The organism is uncultured Serinicoccus sp., from assembly GCF_947487915.1.
Classification (GTDB): domain Bacteria; phylum Actinomycetota; class Actinomycetes; order Actinomycetales; family Dermatophilaceae; genus Ornithinicoccus.
Window position 1 is genome coordinate 112,526 of sequence record NZ_CANKYH010000005.1, and the last position, 17,950, is coordinate 130,475.

At 74.3% G+C, this 17,950-nt stretch carries 15 protein-coding genes; 6 read left to right on the plus strand and 9 right to left on the minus strand.

The window, feature by feature from the left end; translation table 11 throughout:
- The first annotated feature begins 18 nt into the window (after positions 1–18).
- From Q0795_RS07680 to Q0795_RS07690, 3 genes are read left to right on the plus strand one after another with little or no spacing between them, the layout of a single operon-like run.
- A complete protein-coding gene (locus tag Q0795_RS07680; protein WP_298888511.1) occupies positions 19–819 on the plus strand; it encodes a crotonase/enoyl-CoA hydratase family protein in 801 nt (266 codons plus the stop codon).
- 20 nt (positions 820–839) lie between these two features.
- The gene (locus Q0795_RS07685; RefSeq protein WP_298888512.1) at positions 840–2,225 is read left to right on the plus strand and encodes a DUF2254 domain-containing protein; all 1,386 of its coding nucleotides are present in this window, start codon (positions 840–842) and stop codon (positions 2,223–2,225) included.
- Positions 2,226–2,265: 40 nt separating this feature from the next.
- The gene (locus Q0795_RS07690) at positions 2,266–4,800 is read left to right on the plus strand and encodes an excinuclease ABC subunit A (protein WP_298888514.1); all 2,535 of its coding nucleotides are present in this window, start codon (positions 2,266–2,268) and stop codon (positions 4,798–4,800) included.
- Here Q0795_RS07690 and Q0795_RS07695 read toward each other — a convergent pair.
- Together Q0795_RS07695 and Q0795_RS07700 are read right to left on the minus strand one after the other, a co-directional pair.
- Positions 4,781–5,734 (minus strand): class II glutamine amidotransferase, encoded by a 954-nt coding sequence (locus Q0795_RS07695; protein WP_298888516.1) that lies wholly within the window; start codon positions 5,732–5,734, stop codon positions 4,781–4,783. The two genes, Q0795_RS07690 and Q0795_RS07695, sit on opposite strands and share 20 nt — an antisense overlap.
- A 101-nt stretch (positions 5,735–5,835) precedes the next feature.
- The gene (locus Q0795_RS07700) at positions 5,836–6,138 is read right to left on the minus strand and encodes a putative quinol monooxygenase (protein WP_298888517.1); all 303 of its coding nucleotides are present in this window, start codon (positions 6,136–6,138) and stop codon (positions 5,836–5,838) included.
- A 102-nt stretch (positions 6,139–6,240) separates the two neighbouring features.
- On the opposite strand from Q0795_RS07700, the gene Q0795_RS07705 reads away from it, so the two are divergent.
- Positions 6,241–7,479, plus strand: a complete 1,239-nt coding sequence (locus Q0795_RS07705) for a glycosyltransferase (RefSeq protein ID WP_298888519.1) — start codon at positions 6,241–6,243, stop codon at positions 7,477–7,479.
- A gap of 40 nt (positions 7,480–7,519) precedes the next feature.
- Here Q0795_RS07705 and Q0795_RS07710 read toward each other — a convergent pair whose 3' ends face one another.
- Both Q0795_RS07710 and Q0795_RS07715 read right to left on the minus strand, forming a co-directional pair.
- The gene (locus tag Q0795_RS07710) at positions 7,520–8,767 is read right to left on the minus strand and encodes a PQQ-dependent sugar dehydrogenase (RefSeq protein WP_298888521.1); all 1,248 of its coding nucleotides are present in this window, start codon (positions 8,765–8,767) and stop codon (positions 7,520–7,522) included.
- A gap of 23 nt (positions 8,768–8,790) precedes the next feature.
- Entirely contained in the window at positions 8,791–9,972 is a 1,182-nt protein-coding gene (locus Q0795_RS07715) for a phosphotransferase (RefSeq protein WP_298888523.1), read from the minus strand.
- A gap of 136 nt (positions 9,973–10,108) precedes the next feature.
- On the opposite strand from Q0795_RS07715, the gene deoD reads away from it, so the two are divergent.
- The gene (gene deoD, locus Q0795_RS07720; protein WP_298888525.1) at positions 10,109–10,828 is read left to right on the plus strand and encodes a purine-nucleoside phosphorylase; all 720 of its coding nucleotides are present in this window, start codon (positions 10,109–10,111) and stop codon (positions 10,826–10,828) included.
- Between the two features lie 91 nt (positions 10,829–10,919).
- Here the strand turns inward: deoD and Q0795_RS07725 are convergent, their stop codons facing one another.
- From Q0795_RS07725 to Q0795_RS07745, 5 genes are all read right to left on the minus strand, one after another.
- Positions 10,920–11,948 (minus strand): alpha/beta hydrolase, encoded by a 1,029-nt coding sequence (locus Q0795_RS07725; RefSeq protein ID WP_298888527.1) that lies wholly within the window; start codon positions 11,946–11,948, stop codon positions 10,920–10,922.
- A gap of 38 nt (positions 11,949–11,986) precedes the next feature.
- Positions 11,987–12,859, minus strand: a complete 873-nt coding sequence (locus Q0795_RS07730) for an NUDIX hydrolase (protein WP_298888529.1) — start codon at positions 12,857–12,859, stop codon at positions 11,987–11,989.
- Positions 12,860–12,870: 11 nt separating this feature from the next.
- The gene (paaN, locus tag Q0795_RS07735; RefSeq protein ID WP_298888531.1) at positions 12,871–14,580 is read right to left on the minus strand and encodes a phenylacetic acid degradation protein PaaN; all 1,710 of its coding nucleotides are present in this window, start codon (positions 14,578–14,580) and stop codon (positions 12,871–12,873) included.
- Positions 14,581–14,680: 100 nt separating this feature from the next.
- Positions 14,681–15,625, minus strand: a complete 945-nt coding sequence (locus Q0795_RS07740; protein ID WP_298888533.1) for a hypothetical protein — start codon at positions 15,623–15,625, stop codon at positions 14,681–14,683.
- 155 nt (positions 15,626–15,780) lie between these two features.
- Positions 15,781–16,578, minus strand: coding sequence for a MerR family transcriptional regulator (locus tag Q0795_RS07745; RefSeq protein ID WP_298888535.1), 798 nt, complete (start codon positions 16,576–16,578; stop codon positions 15,781–15,783).
- A gap of 82 nt (positions 16,579–16,660) precedes the next feature.
- On the opposite strand from Q0795_RS07745, the gene Q0795_RS07750 reads away from it, so the two are divergent.
- Entirely contained in the window at positions 16,661–17,920 is a 1,260-nt protein-coding gene (locus tag Q0795_RS07750) for a 3-hydroxyacyl-CoA dehydrogenase NAD-binding domain-containing protein (RefSeq protein WP_298888537.1), read from the plus strand.
- Positions 17,921–17,950 lie beyond the last annotated feature (30 nt).

Genomic DNA, 17,950 nt, shown 5'->3' on the forward strand with positions numbered 1-17,950 from the left:
TCTGCGATGCTCGCGGGTATGCCTCCGCCCCCGCCCCACCAGCACGTCCGGGTCTCCCGGCGACCCGACGGCGTCGCCCACGTCGTCCTGGACCGTCCGGACAAGCTCAACGCCCTCACGCTGCCGATGCTCGACGAGCTGGTCCGCACCGCGCGGGGCCTGCGTCGCGACGACACCGTCCGGGCGGTGGTCCTCACCGGCGAGGGGGACGCGTTCTGCGCGGGGCTGGACCTGCGGGCGGCGCTCGGTGACCCGGTCGGCATCGGCACCCGCTTCGTGCCGCGACCGTGGCGCGGCACCAACGTCTTCCAGGAGGCGTGCTGGGCGTGGCGCCGGTTGCCCGTCCCCGTGGTGGCCGCGGTGCACGGGCACTGCCTGGGCGCCGGGATCCAGCTCGCCCTCGGCGCCGACCTGCGCACCACCACCCCCGACGCGTCGTGGTCGGTCCGCGAGGTGCGGTGGGGGCTCGTCCCGGACATGACCGGGACGCGTTCGCTGGCCGAGCTGGTCGGCCTCGACGTCGCCCAGGAGCTCACCCTCACCGGGCGCCTGGTGCCCGGATCGCAGGCGAGAGAGCTCGGCCTGGCCACCCGGGTCGGGGCCGACCCGGTCGCTCTCGCGCACGAGCTCATCGCCCCCATGCTCGAGCACGACCCCCGGGCGCTGGCGGCGGCCAAGGGGTTGTTGCGGCATACCTGGACCTCCGGACCCCGCGCCACCTTCGCGCGGGAGCGTCGCGCCCAGGTCGCGCTGCTGCGCCGCCTCGCCGTCCGCAGCGCCCGCGGCGACGTCCCGGGTCGGCGCGCGCCCACCCGGTGACCCTGCGACACTGACGCACCATGACCGCCCGCTCGCATCCCCGGGACGACGCCGGCCCCGACGGAGACGACGTCGGTGTCCTGCCGCAGATCCGCCGGACCTCACGGTGGAGCCGGGTGTGGCGGCCGTTCTGGGTGCTGCCGATGACCTTCGTCGTCGTCGCCACCGTCGTCGGCGCGGTGCTGCCGGAGTGGGAGCAGAGCTTCGACGAGCACCTGCCTTTCGTCTTCCAGGGCGGCGCGGACGGTGCCCGCGGCATGCTCAGCACCATCGCCGGGGCAATGATCTCGGTGACCGGCCTCGTCTTCTCGATCACCATGGTCGTGGTGCAGCTGGCGAGCAGCCAGTTCAGCCCCCGGGTGCTGGACGACTTCCTCTCCAGCCGGATCACCCAGTCGACGCTGGGCATCTTCGCGGCGACCTTCACCTACGCGCTCACCGTCCTCCGGTCCGTGCAGGGCGCCTCGGGCGAGGAGTCGTTCGTCCCGCAGATCTCGGTCACCCTCGGGTTCCTCCTCGTGCTGGCCAGCGTCGGGACGTTCCTCGCCTTCATCCAGCACATCACCACCTCCATCCAGGTGTCCTCGATCGTCACGCACCTGGGCAGCTCGACGATGTCGGTCATCGACCGGTACTACCCGGCCGCCGACGAGCCGGCCGCCCGCCGCCCCGACCGGGAGTGGGACCCGCCGGAGTCGGCGCCGGTGCTGCAGCTGGAGGCGGTGGAGCACGGGTACGTCGTGGAGATTGGCTACCGCCGGCTCGTCGACTGGGCGGCCGAGCACGACGCGGTCGTGCAGGTCCTCACACCGGTCGGGCGGTACGTCACCGAGGGGGCGCCGGCGGTGCGGATCTACGGGCTGGCGCTGCCCGAGCGCCGGGTGGTGATGAACGGCGCCGACGACGAGGAGCACCGGCAGCTGGCGGACCGCTTCGACCTCGGCACGGTGCGCCGCGCGATCGTCGTCGAGCAGGACCGCTCCTTCAACCAGGACCCCGAGGTGGGGGTGCGCAAGCTGGTCGACATCGCCGAGCGGGCGCTCAGCCCGGGCATCAACGACCCGACGACGGCCAGCCAGGTGACCAACGAGCTGCACCGCATCCTGCGTCTCATCGTCACCCGGCGGGACCTGCCGGCGGTCGTCGAGCGCGAGGGCCACATCCGGTTGGTGCACCGGCCGCAGCGGGTCGCCGAGGTCATCGACCTGGCCCTGGAGGAGCTGCTGCACTACGCCGAGGACTCGCTGCAGGTGCCGCGCCAGGTGCTCTTCGTCCTCGAGCGGCTGCGCCCGGTCGCGCTGCCGGAGTACGCCGAGGTGCTCGACCACTGGGAGCGGGTGACCCGGCAGATCGTCCAGCGAGCCCGCGCCGACGACGAGAAGGCGTTCACCAGGGCCGGGCCGTGAACGCCTCCGCCACGGGCTGACGCGGCATACCCTGACCAGCATGGACGGTCAGATCGAGGTCCGGGGCGCCCGGCTGCACAACCTGCGCGACGTCGACGTCGACCTGCCGCGGGACGCGCTCGTGGCCGTGACCGGGGTGAGCGGGTCGGGCAAGTCGAGCCTGGCCTTCGGGACGATCCACGGCGAGTCGCAGCGGCGCTACCTCGACTCGGTCGCGCCGTACGCCCGGCGCCTGCTGCACACCGCGATCGACCCGCAGGTGCGCGACGTCCACGGACTGCCCCCGACGGTCGCGCTCGAGCAGGGCAGGTCGGGAGCCGGGGCGCGGTCGAGCGTGGGGACGGTGACCACCACCGGGGCGACCCTGCGGATGCTGCTGTCGCGCTGCGGTGCCTACCCTCCGGGCGCGCAGCGCCTCGACTCCGACCACTTCTCCGCCAACACGGCGGTCGGCGCCTGCCCGGACTGCGGGGGGCTGGGGGTGGTCCACGAACCGACCGAGGCGTCGATGGTGCCGGACGACACGCTCTCGATCGCCGAGGGGGCGGTCGCCGCGTGGCCCGGGGCGTGGCTGGGCAAGAACTACCGCGACATCGTCGCCACCCTCGGCCACGACGTCGACGCGCCCTGGCGCGAGCTGCCCGAGCGCACGCGGGAGTGGATCCTCTTCACCGACGAGCAGCCGGTCGTCACCGTGGTGCCGGTGCGGGACGCGGAGCGGATCAACCGGCCCTACCAGGGCACGTTCTCCTCCGCCGCGAGGTATGTGCGGCGCACCCTCGCCGAGACCAGGAGCGCCACCTCGCGGCGACGCATGCTGCGCTTCGTCGAGACGCGCGCGTGCCCGACCTGCGCCGGGCGGCGGCTGCGGCCCGACGCGCTCGCCGTGACCTGGCAGGGGCTCGCGGTCGACGAGGCTGCGGCGCTGCCGGTCATCGGGCTGGTCGAGGTGCTGCGGGCGCGTCGGCGCGAGCTGGCGGGCGAGCCGGGGGCGGCAGGCGGGGTGGACCAGGGCGGACCCGACGCGCAGGCGCAGGCCGAGTCGGTGCTCGTCGAGGACCTGCTGGGGCGCCTCGAGCTGCTGCTCGACCTGGGCCTGGGCCACCTGTCGCTGGACCGCCCGGCGGTGGGCGTGTCGACCGGTGAGCTGCAGCGCCTGCGGCTGGCGACCGCCCTCCGGTCGGGGTTGTTCGGGGTGGTCTACGTGCTCGACGAGCCGTCGGCCGGGCTGCACCCGCGCGACGTGGACCAGCTCCTCGGGCTGCTGCGGGCGCTGGTCGCCTCCGGCAACACCGTGGTGGTCGTGGAGCACGACATGGCCGTCGTGCAGCGGTGCGACTGGGTGGTCGACGTCGGCCCGGGCGCCGGGCGCGACGGCGGCCAGGTCCTCTGGTCCGGGCCGGTGGACGGACTGGCCGGGGTCGCGGTCTCGCCGACCGCCGCCTACCTGCACGAGCCGGTGCACGAGGACGAGGTGCGCGGCGAGGTCGCCGGGCAGGACCGGTCCGCCGGGAGGGGCGGGGCCGGCGCGCGCGGTGAGCGGGCCCCGACCGGGACGCTGGAGCTGAGGCGGCTGGAACGGCATACCGTGCGGGGTGTCGACCTCGACCTGCCGCTGGGGGTCGTCACCGTCGTGACCGGGGTGTCCGGGTCGGGCAAGACCAGCCTGCTCGACGCCGTGCACGACGTGGTCGGCGGGCAGCTGGCCCGGGTGGAGGACGTCGAGGGCGAGGGTGGCGCCGCCGACGCGGAGGAGGAGGGCGGCGCCGGGCCGGGCGCCGCGCCCCGGTCCCGCGGGCAGGCGCGGGCCGTGGGGGACGGGGCACCGACGCGGGTGGTGCGGATCACCCAGAAGCCGATCGGGCGGTCGCCGCGGTCCACGCTCGCGACCTACACCGGGCTGTGGGACGCCGTGCGCCAGGCCTTCGCCGCGACCCCGGCGGCGAAGGGGCGCGGCTTCACCGCGTCGCGCTTCAGCTTCAACACCACCGCCGGGCAGTGCCCCACCTGCGGCGGGGAGGGTGCCGTCGCCGTCGAGCTGCTCTTCCTGCCCGGGACGTACGCACCGTGCCCGACCTGCCACGGCGACCGCTTCGGACCGGAGACGCTGGAGGTGAGGTGGCACGGGCACACCGTCGCCGACCTGCTGCGCTTCAGCGTTCGCGAGGCCGGGGAGGCGCTGGCCGGGCTGCCCGCGGCGGCCCGGGCGCTCGATGCCCTGGACGCGCTGGGGCTCGGCTACCTGCAGCTGGGCCAGGCGGCGACCGAGCTCTCCGGTGGGGAGGCGCAGCGCATCAAGCTGGCGACCGAGCTGCAGAAGCGTCGCCGCAGCGCGACGCTCTACCTCTTCGACGAGCCGACCACCGGGCTGCACCCCGCCGACGTGCACCGGCTGCTCGCGCAGCTGCACGCCCTGGCCGGCGCGGGGCATACCGTCGTGGTCGCCGAGCACGACCCGGCCGCCGTGGCGACCGCGGACGTGGTGGTGCAGATGGGTCCGGGCGCCGGGGACGCCGGCGGTCGCGTCGAGGAGGTGCGGCGGATGCGGCCGGGGCCTAGACCGACAGCTCCTTGACCGTCTGGGTCACCCGCCCGCCCTCGTTGCGCAGGAACAGGATGTGGCCGAAATCGAGCCTCGACCAGCCGTCGGTGTCCTCGGTCAGGGCCTCGGAGGCGAAGATGGCGCCGGTGGCCTCCTCGTCCCCGTCGCTCGTCTCGAAGGCATACGTCGAGGTGTCCTGGTCGAAGCCCGTCCCCATGAGGTAGTACATCGGCTCCAAGAGCATCGAGAGGCTGTGCTCGTCCGTGCCCGGCTCGGCCTGGCGCAGCTCCTGCCAGTCCCCGCTCGGGTCGGTCTCGCCCTCGACCCCGAGCCCGCCGTTGACCCCGATGATCCGGTCCTGCGACACCAGCGCCAGCTTGAGCTTGGTCAGGCCCGGCAGGCCGAGCGTCTCCATCGCACCCGCGACGAGCCGGATCAGCTGCTCCACCGCCCGCTGGATGTCCTCGTCGCCGTCGCCGTCGAGCAGCGAGAGCAGCAGCACGTAGATGAACTCGGTGTCCGTCGACCCCGCCATCTGCTCGAGGTACTCGTCCTTGCAGTGCTGCAGCAGCTCTCGCTGCAGGATCTTCCAGCCCGGCAGGTAGCCGTTCTGCGCGACGATCCAGCGCGTCCCCTGGAACGAGAACGGGTGGCAGTTCTCGTCGACCAGCACGACCTTCGCGTCGTAGGCCGCCGCCCGCACGTGCGCCAGCATCGTGCTCGCGCGCAGGCTCGGCACGATGTGCTCCACGTTGTCGTCGTAGAACGCCGCCATGGGCCGGCGGTAGATGAACGGCTCCTGCGGCTTGGCCAGATGCTCACCCCACGCGCCGAACCCCCACCCGGCCAGCTGGAGCTCGGGGTGGCTCTCCGGGTCGAGGGCCTGGTTGACCAGGCTGTTGGCGGGGGTGAGGAGCAGGTTCTCCAACGGGGTCTCCGGCCCGATGAAGGCGAGCACTCGGCACATGGGGGTCCTCTACTGACGGTGGGGGTGGCTGCCGACAGCCTAGGGCCCGGCCGGGGTGGTCGCCCCGGGGCGTCCCCGGAAGGCGGCCGCGCAGCACCGCCTCAGTCCCGCAGCGGCGACCCGACGACGTCGAAACTGAAGCCTCCCATCCGGCCGGACAGCAGCGGGCGGGCCTCCTGGATGGCCGACCGCACGCTCTCCAGGCTCAGCGAGGCCTCGTGCGCCGCGACGGAGACCCACAGCTCGGCGACGAAGACGGTGTCCGGGCTCTCCTCGCTGACACCGACCTCGTAGAGCAGGCACCCGGCCTGCTCGAGCTCGGGCGAGCGGCGGGCGAGGACGGTCACGAGCTCGTCCCGCTTCCCGGGGACTGCGTCCAGCGTTCCGACGTTGGCGAAGGTCATGCGCCCGACGCTACAGCGGAGCACCGACGGACGCCCTCGTCCGTCCACGCGTGGGCCAGCACGACCTCGTCGGCCGCCGGGTCCTGCTGCGAGGATGGGGGTATGCGGATCGCGATCCTGGCCGGGGGCAGCCGGGGTGACTACCAGCCGGTGCTCGCGGTGGGCCGCGAGCTGCGCGAGCGCGGTCACCAGGTCGGGGTCACGGCGTCCAGCGACTTCGCCGGCAGCATCCACGACGCGGGGCTGGACCTGGAGGAGGTCCGGGTCGACGCCATGCGCATCTACCGCGAGGGCACTGTCGCCCAGCTCATGACCGGGGCCGGCATCGGCCAGCAGGTCGCCGCGCTGCGCCACCAGGCGGAGGCGATGGCTCCCGAGCTGGCGCGGGTGCTGCTGGACCTGTGGCCCAGGTACGACGCGGTCGTCTCCACCGCGCTGACCTTCGGGTGGGCCGGCCAGCTGGCCGCCCGCGACCCCCGGCGGCACACGCTCATGCTGTTCGTCCCCGCGCTGCCCTCGACCTGGGGCGACGCGAGCATGTTCGCCACCCGCCCCGGCCGGTCCGTGCGCAACCTCGTCGACGGGCTGCGCGCGCTGCGGCCGGCCATGGCGATAGGCTCACCCGTCGCCGCCGCCCTGGCCGACCACGGGGTGCCGCGCGGCTCCGGGGCGCGGGCGGCACGGCATACCCTCGGCGTGCCGACGTTCGTCGCCCACACCCCGCAGGTGATCGCGCCGCGCCGCGTGAGCGGGAGGCGCATCGTGCTCACCGGCTACCCCTTCCGCGACTCCCCGGCGGGCACCGGGCTCGGTGCCGAGCTCGAGGGCTTCCTCGAGGCCGGGCCGGCGCCGGTCTACGCCGGGTTCGGCAGCCAGAGCCTGCCCCAGACCCGCGCGGCGCTGGGGCACGCCGTCGAGGGCGCCCTCGCGGCCGGGCACCGCGTCGTGGCGCTGCGGGGCACCGGCCTGCCCGAGGCGTACGACGAGCGCGTCCTCTTCGTCGACGACGCCCCGCACGACCTCCTCTTCCCGCGCATGGCCGCGATCGCCCACCACGGCGGCGCGGGGACGACCGCCGAGGCGCTGCGCTCCGGGGTGCCGCAGGTCGTCGTGCCGTTCGCGCTGGACCAGCCGTTCTTCGCCCGGCGGGTGCACGAGGTCGGTGCCGGTGCCCCGCCGGTGCCGGTCGGGCAGACCTCGGTCGAGGCCATGCGGGCGGCCCTCGAGCAGGTCCGCGGCACCGGCACGGTCCGGCAGGCCGCGCTCGTCGGCGCCCGGGTACGCGCCGAGCGCGGCGTCGCGACCGCGGCGGACCGCATCGAGGCGGCCTGCGGGGTGTAGCGGGGTCCTTCACCGGACCTACCGCGCATCCGGTGCGGCCCTACCGCGCGTCCGGTGCGGGGGTGACGCGCAGGACGACGTCGCCCTCGCCGTTCGAGGTGGTCACCCACAACGCACCGTCCTCGTCCAGGGTGAGCGAGCGCAACCGCCCGTAGTCGCCCTCGAGCTCGGCCATCCGGTCCTCGCCGACCACCTGCTCGCCGTCGACCCGCAGCACACCGACCCCCGAGTCCTTGAGCTCGGCGACGGCGAGCGCCCCGTCCCAGGCGCCCCACTGCTCGCCCTCGAGGAAGGCGGCACCGCTGGTCGCGTGCGTCCGCTCACCGCTGCTCCACACCGCCTCGACCGCCTCCGGGAAGCGCCCGGTGTCGGTCATCGGCACCGACTCGTCGTAGCCCGGGCCCGGCGCCCAGCCGTAGTTCGCCCCCGGCTCCAGCACGTTGACCTCGTCGTCGACCGACGAGCCGTGCTCCACCGACCAGATCGTGCCGCTGCCCGGCTGCGCGGCGAGCCCCTGCACGTTGCGGTGGCCGTAGGTGAGGATCCGGGGGTCGCCGTCGACGAACGGCGCGTCCGCGAGCGGCTCCCCCGCGGGTGTCACCGCCAGCACCTTGCCCCCGAGGGAGTCCAGCGACTGCGGGTTGGTCTCGTCCGCCGCGTCCCCGGTGCCGACGTAGAGCGTGTCGTCCTCCAGCAGCAGCCGGCAGCCACCGTGCCGACCGGAGGTGATCGGCATGCCGGCCACGACCACGCCGTCGGCGCTCGCGCCGGCCGCACCGTCGTCGAGGGTCCACCGCGTGACCCGGACGTCCTGCGGCTGCCCGCCGGACTGCGTCGCGTGGCAGAGGTATGCCGTGTCCCCCTCCGGCGAGAGCGCCATCCCCATGAGCCCGGACTCGGAACCGACGAAGAGGTCGGGGATGTCGATCGCGACCTCCCGCACCTGGCCGTCCTCCAGCGCCAGCAGCCGGCCCCCGCGCTCGGTCACCAGGGCGGTGCCGTCCGGCAGCAACTGCACGTCCCACGGCAGCGCGAGCCCCTCGGCGACGACCTCGACGTCCAGGGCCGGGACGGTGTCGGCGGCGTCGTCCTCCCCCGAGGCGCCGTCCGGCGGCTCCCCGCCCTCCGGCTCGGTCTCCTCCGGCGCGGTCTCGGAGTCGACGCTGCCGACCTGCGCGTCGTCACCCGCCTCGGCGTCCTCGCCGGAGCCGGCCGCGCACCCCCCGAGCACGAGCGGCACCGCCGCGAGCAGCAGCAGCGCACGGCCCCGGATCAGGTGGTCACCCATGGCCCGACGGTACCCGCGCGTCCTCAGACCGGCAGGTCGAGCACCTGCGCCAACCGCTGCACGGAGCGCCCGGCCTGCCGCTCGTAGACCGCGCTGCGCGGGTGCCCCTCGAGGCCCGCTCGCCGCAGGGCGTAGGCACTGAGCTGGAAGGCGTGCGCGAGCGCGAGCTGCTGGGCGTGCCCCAGCTCGCCGGGAGCCAGGGGCCACGCCCAACGTGCGCGGACGTCGCCGAGGGTGCGTCCGGGGTCGCCGGAGAAGAGGTGCAGCCGGGCGGCGTCGAGCATGACCGGCGCGACCCCCGCGCGCTCCCAGTCCACGAGCACCAGTCCCTCGGGGGTGCGCAGCACGTTGGAGGCGACGAGGTCGCCGTGGCACCACGACGTGGCGACCGTGCCGCCGACCGCCAGGAGCTCCTCGACGGCGTCGGCGACCGGACGGGGGACGATGCCCGTCTCCACCGTCTCCCACCACCGCTCCTGCCGCTGCACGTCCCACCAGTCGACCAGCCGCAGCTGCTCGACGCCATGCCCCACATGCACCTGGCGCAGCCGCTCCAGCAGCTCGGCCGCCGCGGTCGCCAGCGAGACGCCGGTGGCCAGCGGCGCGCCGTCCACCCACCCCTCGACCAGCCAGCAGGCCCCACCCGGCAGCACCCCGTGGGCGACGAGCGGGGGCATCAGGGCAGGGTCCCAGGCACCCACCACCTGGTGGGAGGCGCGGATCCGGCCCTGCCGGGCGAGGTCGCCCGACCCGTCGACCGCCAGGGTCAGCCGACGGGAGGCGTAGGCGGCCCGGAGCTTCACCCCGCCGAGCAGGGCGAACTTGGCCAGCACCACGGCGTCCGCCGCCACCGGGGCGGCGAGCCGCTCGGCCCCGGTCACCGGTGCCGGGGCCGCCGGGAGCAGGCTGTGCACCAGCTCCGGGGCCGGTGCCGGCAGCAGCGCCCGGCCGTCGGCGACGAAGGTGCGCGGGAGGCGTCGCCGGGGCAGGTCGGGAGCGACGCGCTCGACCTGCCGGACGAGGTCCAGGGCCACGACGTGCGGGTCGGCGCGCCAGGCTGCACGTCGTTCCCGGGCCACCCGCCACACTCCGCGCGCGCGGCCTGCGGCGCCCCGGACCCGGGCCGCCGCAGCACGCACCTGCGCCGCCCCCGGCCGCCGGAGAGCGGCGCGGCGCACCCGTTCACGGGGCGTCGGCTGCGGCATACCTCCTCCTTCCGGCGTGACCGACCCCACCATGCGCAGAGGAGAGGACGATGAGAAAGCCGAACCGGCCCGCGGTCGCGGCGGCCGTGCTGCGCGGGCTGCGACCCGAGCGCCGCGAGCGCCTACCCTGAGGGGCGTGAGCACCCACATCGCCTCCGAGCCCGGCCAGATCGCCCCCCGTGTCCTGCTGCCCGGCGACCCGCTGCGCGCCCGCTGGATCGCCGAGAACTTCCTCGAGGACGCTGCCTGCTACTCCGAGGTGCGCGGCATGCTCGGCTTCACCGGCAGCTACCGCGGCGAGCGCGTCTCGGTCCAGGGCACCGGCATGGGTCAGCCGTCCGCCTCGATCTACGTCAACGAGCTGATCAGCGAGTATGCCGTGCAGCAGCTGGTCCGGGTCGGCTCCTGCGGGGCGCTCACCGAGCGGCTCGCGGTGCGTGACGTCGTGCTGGCGCAGGCCGCCGCGACGGACAGCTCGATGAACACGCTGCGCTTCGGCGGCTACCACTACCCGGCCACCGCCGACTTCGGGCTGCTGCGGGCCGCGGTGGAGGCGGCCGAGACGGCCGGTGCGCCGCACCTGGTGGGGACCGTCTTCTCCTCGGACAGCTTCTACCACTCCCGCCCCGAGCTGACCCAGAAGGTCGTGGAGTACGGCGTCGTCGCGGTCGAGATGGAGGCCGCCGAGATCTACACCCTCGCCGCGCAGCACGGCCGGCAGGCGCTGGCGGTGTGCACCGTCTCCGACCACATCGTCACCGGCGAGGAGACCAGCGCCCAGGAGCGCGAGCAGACCTTCGCCGACATGGTGACGATCGCCCTCGACGCCGCACTGGCGACACCGCTGCCCGGCTAGCGCTCGGCATACCCCCGACCCCTCGCCCTCTCGCGTTCTGGACAGAGTTTCTGGGACCCGTCGCCCAGAAACCGATGTCCAGAAGTGCAGGTCAGCCGCGCAGGAACTCCCGCACGTCGCGGGCGAAGCGCTCCGCGTGCTCCAGGTGCGGGCTGTGGCCGCAGTCCTCGTAGACCACCTCGGTGACGTCGCCGGCCCGTTCCAGCACCGCGCGCATCTGGCTGATCATGGGCTGCGTCGGGCAGACGTCCTCGCCCGGGTAGCCGGGGACCGCGCCGAGCTTCCCGAGCTGGGCGAGGTCGAACATCGAGGTGTCGGAGACGATCTGGTCGGCGTCGCCGCGGACCCACAGCACCGGCGGGGCGGTGTCGAGGTCGGCGAAGCCGGACTGGTCGAGGTACTTCGGCGACAGCGCGTTGTTCATCCCCGTCGTGCCGGGGGCGACACCGGGCCAGTTCTCGCTGGTGGTCGTGTCCCCCGGGTAGACGTCGTCGCCGACGCAGGTCTGCAGCATCGCGTCGAGGTATGCCTCCTCCACCTCGGGCGCGAAGGCGAACCCGGGCTTCACGTAGAACGTGCGCAGCGTGGTCCGCGGGCTCGTCGGCTCCTCGCCGCGGTCCCCTGCCTTCAGCGCCTCGCAGAACGCCGGGTTGGCGGTCCCCCCGCCGCTGCCGGCGAAGTCGTCGGCCACCGGGCGGCCGTCCAGCCCGGTGCTGCCGCCGAAGCCGAACGGGCTGCCGGGCGCCTCCAGCACGAGGCGGCGCACCCGGTGCGGGTGGTCGATCGCCAGCTGCAGCGCGACGTTGCCGCCGGCCGACCACCCGAGCACGTCCACCGCGCCCTCCACCCCGAGGGTGTCGAGCAGTGCCGCGACGTCGTCGGAGAGGTCGGCGACGCCGCGGGTGGCGTCGATGGTCGCGCGGGCGGAGTCGCCGTACCCCCGGTAGTCGGGAGCGAGCACCCGGACGTCGGCGGCGAGGTCCTCGATGAGCCGGTCGAAGAAGGCCGAGGAGGAGACGTTGCCGTGGATCAGCAGCAGGGTCGGCGCGGCGGGGTCGCCCGCCTCACGGACGGCGGTGGTGGTGCGAGCGGTCTGCACGGGACGCGCGGCGGTGGTCATGCGCGCATCCTGCCAGCCGCCGGGCGCGGCCGCACCCCTCAGACCGGCAGCCCGTCCTCCAGCTCCCCGGGACCGTCGGCGAGCACCGAGCGCAGGTGCCGCGCGACGTAGGGTGCGACGTGCTGGTCGACCTCGTCGGGACGCACCCAGTGGACCGCGCGCAGCTCGCTGCGCTGCAGCGACGCCCGTGCGGCGAGGTCCGGGTGGGTGCCGAGGTCGTGCACCAGCAGCAGCGCGTCGTCCCACTGCCGGTAGGGCGGCAGCCAGTTGACGGTGAGCAGGTCGCCGACGGGCAGGTCGACACCGAGCTCCTCCCGGACCTCGCGCTGGATCGTCTGACGGGGCGACTCGTGGGGGTCCACGACCCCGCCGGGCAGGTCCCAGTCGGTCTTGTAGGTCAGCTCGCAGAGCAGGACCCGGCCCTGGTCGTCGCGGACCAGGCCCTGCGCGATCAGACGCTTGCGCGGCAGCGTGGCGTTGAGCATGCCGAGGAAGGCCCCCGGCTCCCCCGGTGCCGGGTCGTCGACGAGGCGCGCCAGGCGCAGCAGGTCCACCGGCACGCCCCGGCCGTTCGTGCCCCGCCCGCGGCTCACGCCCTCCGGGCGCAGGCCGGCGCGCTGCAGGGTGCGCCGGGTCTCGACGTCGTCGGCGCGGACCTCCGCCTCCACCCGGTGCCGGCCGGCGGTGAACGCCTGCTCCACCAGGGCCATCAGCGCCAGGACGGCCTCGTCGGGATCCCGACCACGCAGCCCGGACAGCCCGGCCAGCATGACCACGCCGTCGGTCACGGCGCGCAGCCGGACGGCGGCGGGCTCGACCTCGGCGGGCGCCGGGCCGTCCGGGGTGAGGTGACCCGTGCCCGCGGCCCCGTCGCCGGTCGGTGACGGGGAGGGGCGCTCGGCGGTCGGCATACCCTCAGGCCTCAGACGTGGCGCCGGCTGGTGATGACGCGGAAGCGGTTGGACACGAACGCGGCGTCCGAGTAGGCGGCGTTGGCCGCCGGGTTGGCGCCGGTCCCGTGGAAGTCGGAGAACGCGGCCGTCTGGTTGACGAAGATCTGGCCGGTGAGGTTCTCCGAGAGCGCCACCCCTGCGTCCGCGGCGGCCTCACGCGCGTCGTCGAGCACCTGCTCGTCCGTGGAGTAGACCGCCGCGGTCATCCCGCCGTGCTCGGCCACCGTCTGCGCGAAGCGGTGCAGCGAGTCGCCCGTGTCGGCCGTGCGCACGACGAAGGCGACCGGCCCGAAGCACTCGGTGGTGTATGCCGCCTCGTTGCCGGCGTCGACCCCGATGAGGGCGGGGGTGCGGACGACGGCGTCGGGGTAGCTCGGGTGGGTCACCGCGCGGGAGTCGAGGACGACGTCGCCGCCGAGCTGCCCGGCCAGGGCGGGGATGTCGCTGGCCCGGCCGCGGACCTCGTCGTTGACGGTCGCCCCGAGGATCTCGACCGCCTTGGCGTCGTCACCGGTGAACCGGCTGATCGCCTCGCCCAGCCGGCCGGCGAACTCCTCGGCGCTCAGCTCGCCCTCGTCGGTGCGCACCGTCGGCGGCACGTAGACGTTCTGCGGGGCGGTGCACATCTGGCCGGAGTAGAGCGAGAAGGAGAAGGCGAGGTTGCCGAGCATGCCGCGCAGGTCGTCGGTGGAGTCGACGACGACGGTGTTGAGCCCGGCCTTCTCGGTGTAGACGAGCTTGCCGGCGCCGGCCGCCTCGGTCTCCAGCCAGTGGCCGAAACCCGGACCCCCGGTGTAGTCGATGATCTTCACCGCCGGGTGCAGCGCCAGGTCCTTGGCGAGGGTGCCACCGTCGTCCTCGGCCGCCAGCTGGACCAGCGCCGGGTCGAAGCCCGCCTCGGCGAGCACCTCGCGGGCGACCTGCACGGTGATCGCCAGCGGGAGGACCGCCTGGGGGTGCGGCTTGACGACGACCGGGTTGCCGGTGGCGAGGGAGGCGAAGATGCCCGGGTAGGCGTTCCACGTGGGGAAGGTGTTGCAGCCGATGACCAGGGCCACGCCGCGGGGGACCACGCGGTAGTCCTTCTGCATGCGGATCGGGTCGCCCTTGGCCGGCTTCTCCCAGGTCACTGAGGCGGGGACGCGCTCCTGCTCCTCGAGCGCCACGACGACCGCCTCGAGCGCCCGGTCCTGCGCGTGCGGGCCGCCGGCCTGGAAGGACATGACGAACGGCTGCCCCGAGGTGTGCATGACGGCGTGCGCCATCTCGTGGCTGCGCGCGTTGATCCGCTCGATGACCTCGGTGAGCACGGCGGCGCGGACCCGGGCCCCGGCGTCGCGCCAGGCGGGCATCGCCTGCTGCGCCGCGTCCATCGCGGCGTCGACGTCGAGCGCGGGGTAGCGCACGCCCAGCGTGGGGCCGTAGGGGCTCTTCTCCGAGCCCACGCTGCGGCCCGTGGTGGGCTGCTCCGCCAGACCGTCGAAGTCCTTGTTGAGGGCCTCCTGGTGGGCGAGCTGGCCGCGCTCCGGCGCGCCCTCGCCGTAGACCCGGGGGCTCGGCGACTCGGGGTAGCGGCTGTAGTAGCTGCGCTCCCGCAACGCCCGGGCCGCGGCCTCCAGGGTCTCGCGGTGGGTGTCGAGCAGGGGGTGTGCGGAAGACGTCGTCGCGGTCTCAGCCATGATCCTCAGGGTAACGACGCCCGCGCGGGCGTGCCCACGCGGCATACCTGGGCGGTTGCGTCCCGTAATAGTCGTCAGGGGTGCCGACTCCTACGGGACGCTACCCGGCCCACCCACCGCGTCGGAGCGCCGACGCGATCTGCTCGAGGAAGACCGTGGGGTCCAGCCGCCAGCCGAGGACGGGGATCTGCAGCGAGACGAGGTCGCGCTGTCTGATGGCAAGGGCGTTTCCGCGCACCGCGTCGTCGACGCCGTGCAGACCCCACTGGTGATGGGCGCCCTGGATCTCGCCATGCACGCCGTAGTCGTCCCAGAACAGGTCGAGGTAGACCCGCCCCGCATCGAGGATCCGGGTGCTCTGCCGGCTCGGAGGAGGTATGCCGTGGTCCCGGCACGCCGCGACGACGTCCAGCTCGTTGATCGATTGGGAGCCGTCGCAGACGTCGCGGATCACGGCGTCGAGCAGCTGCCGTCGGGCGCAGCGCCTCGTCCGGCCCCAGCGGTCCATCAGCGCGCTCGTCGACACGATGCGCTGCTGGACCGTCATCGCCACCAGCGTCGCGGCGGCCCGGTCGGTGCGCTCCCACTGCGCGGCGCGGATGAGCGCGACGTCGGTCTTGGTCCGCCGCAGCCCGACCAGGATCGCGGGACCGGGGTCGCGCAGGACGTGGTGCCGGACGCCGGGCAACGAGCGGACCGTGGCGTTGCGCGGGACCGAGACGTGGGTGAGCGGCGCCTGCCAGTGCTGCAGCCCGGAGGCCACCAGGGAGCTGGAGCCGTCCAGCACCGCGCGAGGGCCGGACTCCCACAACGCCCACCAGAGGACCCCTTCGCCGTGCGGCTTGGTGCCCGAGATGCACAGGGTGTGGCAGCCGGCGCGGTGCCACACCCCGCGATCCACCTCGGCCCGGATGTCCTCGTGGGTCAGTCCCTCCGCGATCAGGTCCTGGCGTCGCGCGACGCCGGAGTGGCGGTCGGCCAGCCGTCGGGCGACCTCCTGGCGCCAGGCACGTCGACGGGCTGCGGTGCTCGGTCGTCGTGCCATGCCCTCCCCTGCCGAACCTTCCCCCCGGCTGGTGCGTCGGCTCCTACCCTGGCAGAGGTGGACCTCCCAGGGCCCCAGTCGTCCACAGCCCTGCGAACGTCCCGTGGGAGTCGGGCAGGGTCCCGACTCCCACGGGACGCTCTGGTGCGGACCTCTCAGGCGACGGGTTGCTGCAGGTCCACCGACCAGCCGGCGCCGGCGCCGTCGAAGGGCGTGACGTCGTACACCTCGCGGCAGGTGCCCGTCGGCGTGAGGCCGCGCGCCTCCATCTCGGCGACGAGCCCCTGCCACGCCTGCTGGATGCCGGACAGGTCCCGACCGGTGTAGCGCACGGTGAGCGCCCTCGGGGCGGGCGGGAGCATCGCGGCCTCGAGCCCCTCGGGCGTCGGCGCGTCACCGATCTGCTCGGCGGCCGCGGCGATCATGCCGTCGCCGTCCAGCGTGTAGGTGGCGACACCGGGACCGCTGCGCGGCAGCGCCCCGACCGCGGTGTTGACCTGCTGGAACATGCCGCTGATCTCCTCCTCGATCTGCGCCATCTCCTCGATGTGCGTGGACAGCTGCACCAGGCTGAGCCCGGGCAGCGACGTCTCGACGTAGTCGGACATGGGGTTCTCCTTCTCGATCGACCGGAGCCTCGCCTCGATGGCGGCGAGCCGGTGCTCGTCGGCCGCCATCTGCCCGCGGAGCTCGTCGCGGCGGGCGCGCATCAGCGCGACCACCTCGGCCTCGCTCAGGTCCGCGTCCAGCAGCACCCCGACCTGCTCGAGGGTGAACCCGAGCTCCTTGAGGCCGACGAGCTGGTTGGCGCGGGCGAGCTGGGCGGCGGCGTACGAGCGGTAGCCGGTGAACGCGTCGACCCGCTGCGGGCGCAGCAGCCCGAGCCGGTCGTAGTGGCGCAGCATCCGCACCGAGACCCCGGCCAGACGGGCGAACTCTCCGATACTCAACATGACAACCCCACTCCAGAGCCTGACACCGTGGGAGAGTCAACACCACGTGCCGGCCGTCCGGCAGGGCTGGCACCATGGGCGCGTGACCGACGACGACTCGCCCCTGACCGACGGCCCCCACCCGCTGCTCGACCCGCCCGACGAGGTCCCGGTCGCGGTCCTCGGCGCAGGGGCGATGGGCGCGGGCATCGCGCAGGTCGCGGCCCAGTCCGGGCACCCGGTGGTCCTCGTCGATGCCCAGGCGGGCGCCGCGGACTCCGCGCTGGAGGGGTTGCACGGGACGTTCCAGAGGTTGGTCGACAAGGGCAAGATGACCGAGGAGGAGGCCGGAGCCACCCTCTCCCGGATCAGCCCGGTCACCACGTCGGACATGACGACCGTGCCGGCGGTGCGCCTTGTCGTCGAGGCGGTCGTGGAGCACCTCGACGTCAAGCGCGCGATCTTCCGGCAGCTGGAGCGCGCCCAGGGGCCCCGGACCGTGCTGGCCAGCAACACCTCCTCGCTGTCCATCGACGACCTCGTCGGCCAGACGGCGACCGGGCACGACGCGGCGATGCACGGGGGCACGTCCCCCGCGATGGCCTACCCCGAGCGGGTCCTCGGCCTGCACTTCTTCAACCCGCCGCCGCTCATGCGGCTCGTCGAGGTCATCACCGCGCGCTCGTCCGACACCGCGGTGCTCGACGCCGCGTCCGAGCTCGTGCGCCGCTGGGGCAAGGTGCCCGTGCGCTGCACCTCCACCCCCGGCTTCATCGTCAATCGGGTCGCCCGACCGTTCTACGGCGAGGCGCAGCGCATGGCCGCCGAGGGGGTGGCCGACCCGGCCACGCTCGACCTGGCGCTGCGGGACGCCGGCTTCCGCATGGGGCCGTTCGAGCTCACCGACCTCATCGGGCAGGACGTCAACCTCGCCGTCGGCGAGTCCGTGTGGCGGCAGACCGGCGAGGACCCCCGCTACGAGCCGACCGACTGGCAGCGCCGGCTGGTGCGCGAGGGCCGGCTCGGGCGCAAGAGCGGGCGGGGCGTCTTCACGTATGCCGACGGCACGGCGGTCGACGCCGAGCCCGACGAGCGGCGCGCGACCGAGCTCGTCGGCGGTCCGCTGCGCACCGACCCGGTCGCCCGGACCCTCGCCATGCTCGTCAACGAGGGCGTCGACCTCGTCCACCGCGGCGAGGCCACCGCCGAGGACGTCGACACCGCCATGACCCTCGGCACCAACTACCCCCACGGCCCCTTCGGCTGGCTCGAGCAGATCGGCGCGGACACCGTGCGCGCACAGCTCACCGAGCTCGACCGGCTCTACCCCGGGGGCCGCTACCGGCCGAGCGAGGCGCTATGAGCCGCGCCCGCCCCCTCGGACCGGGCGGTG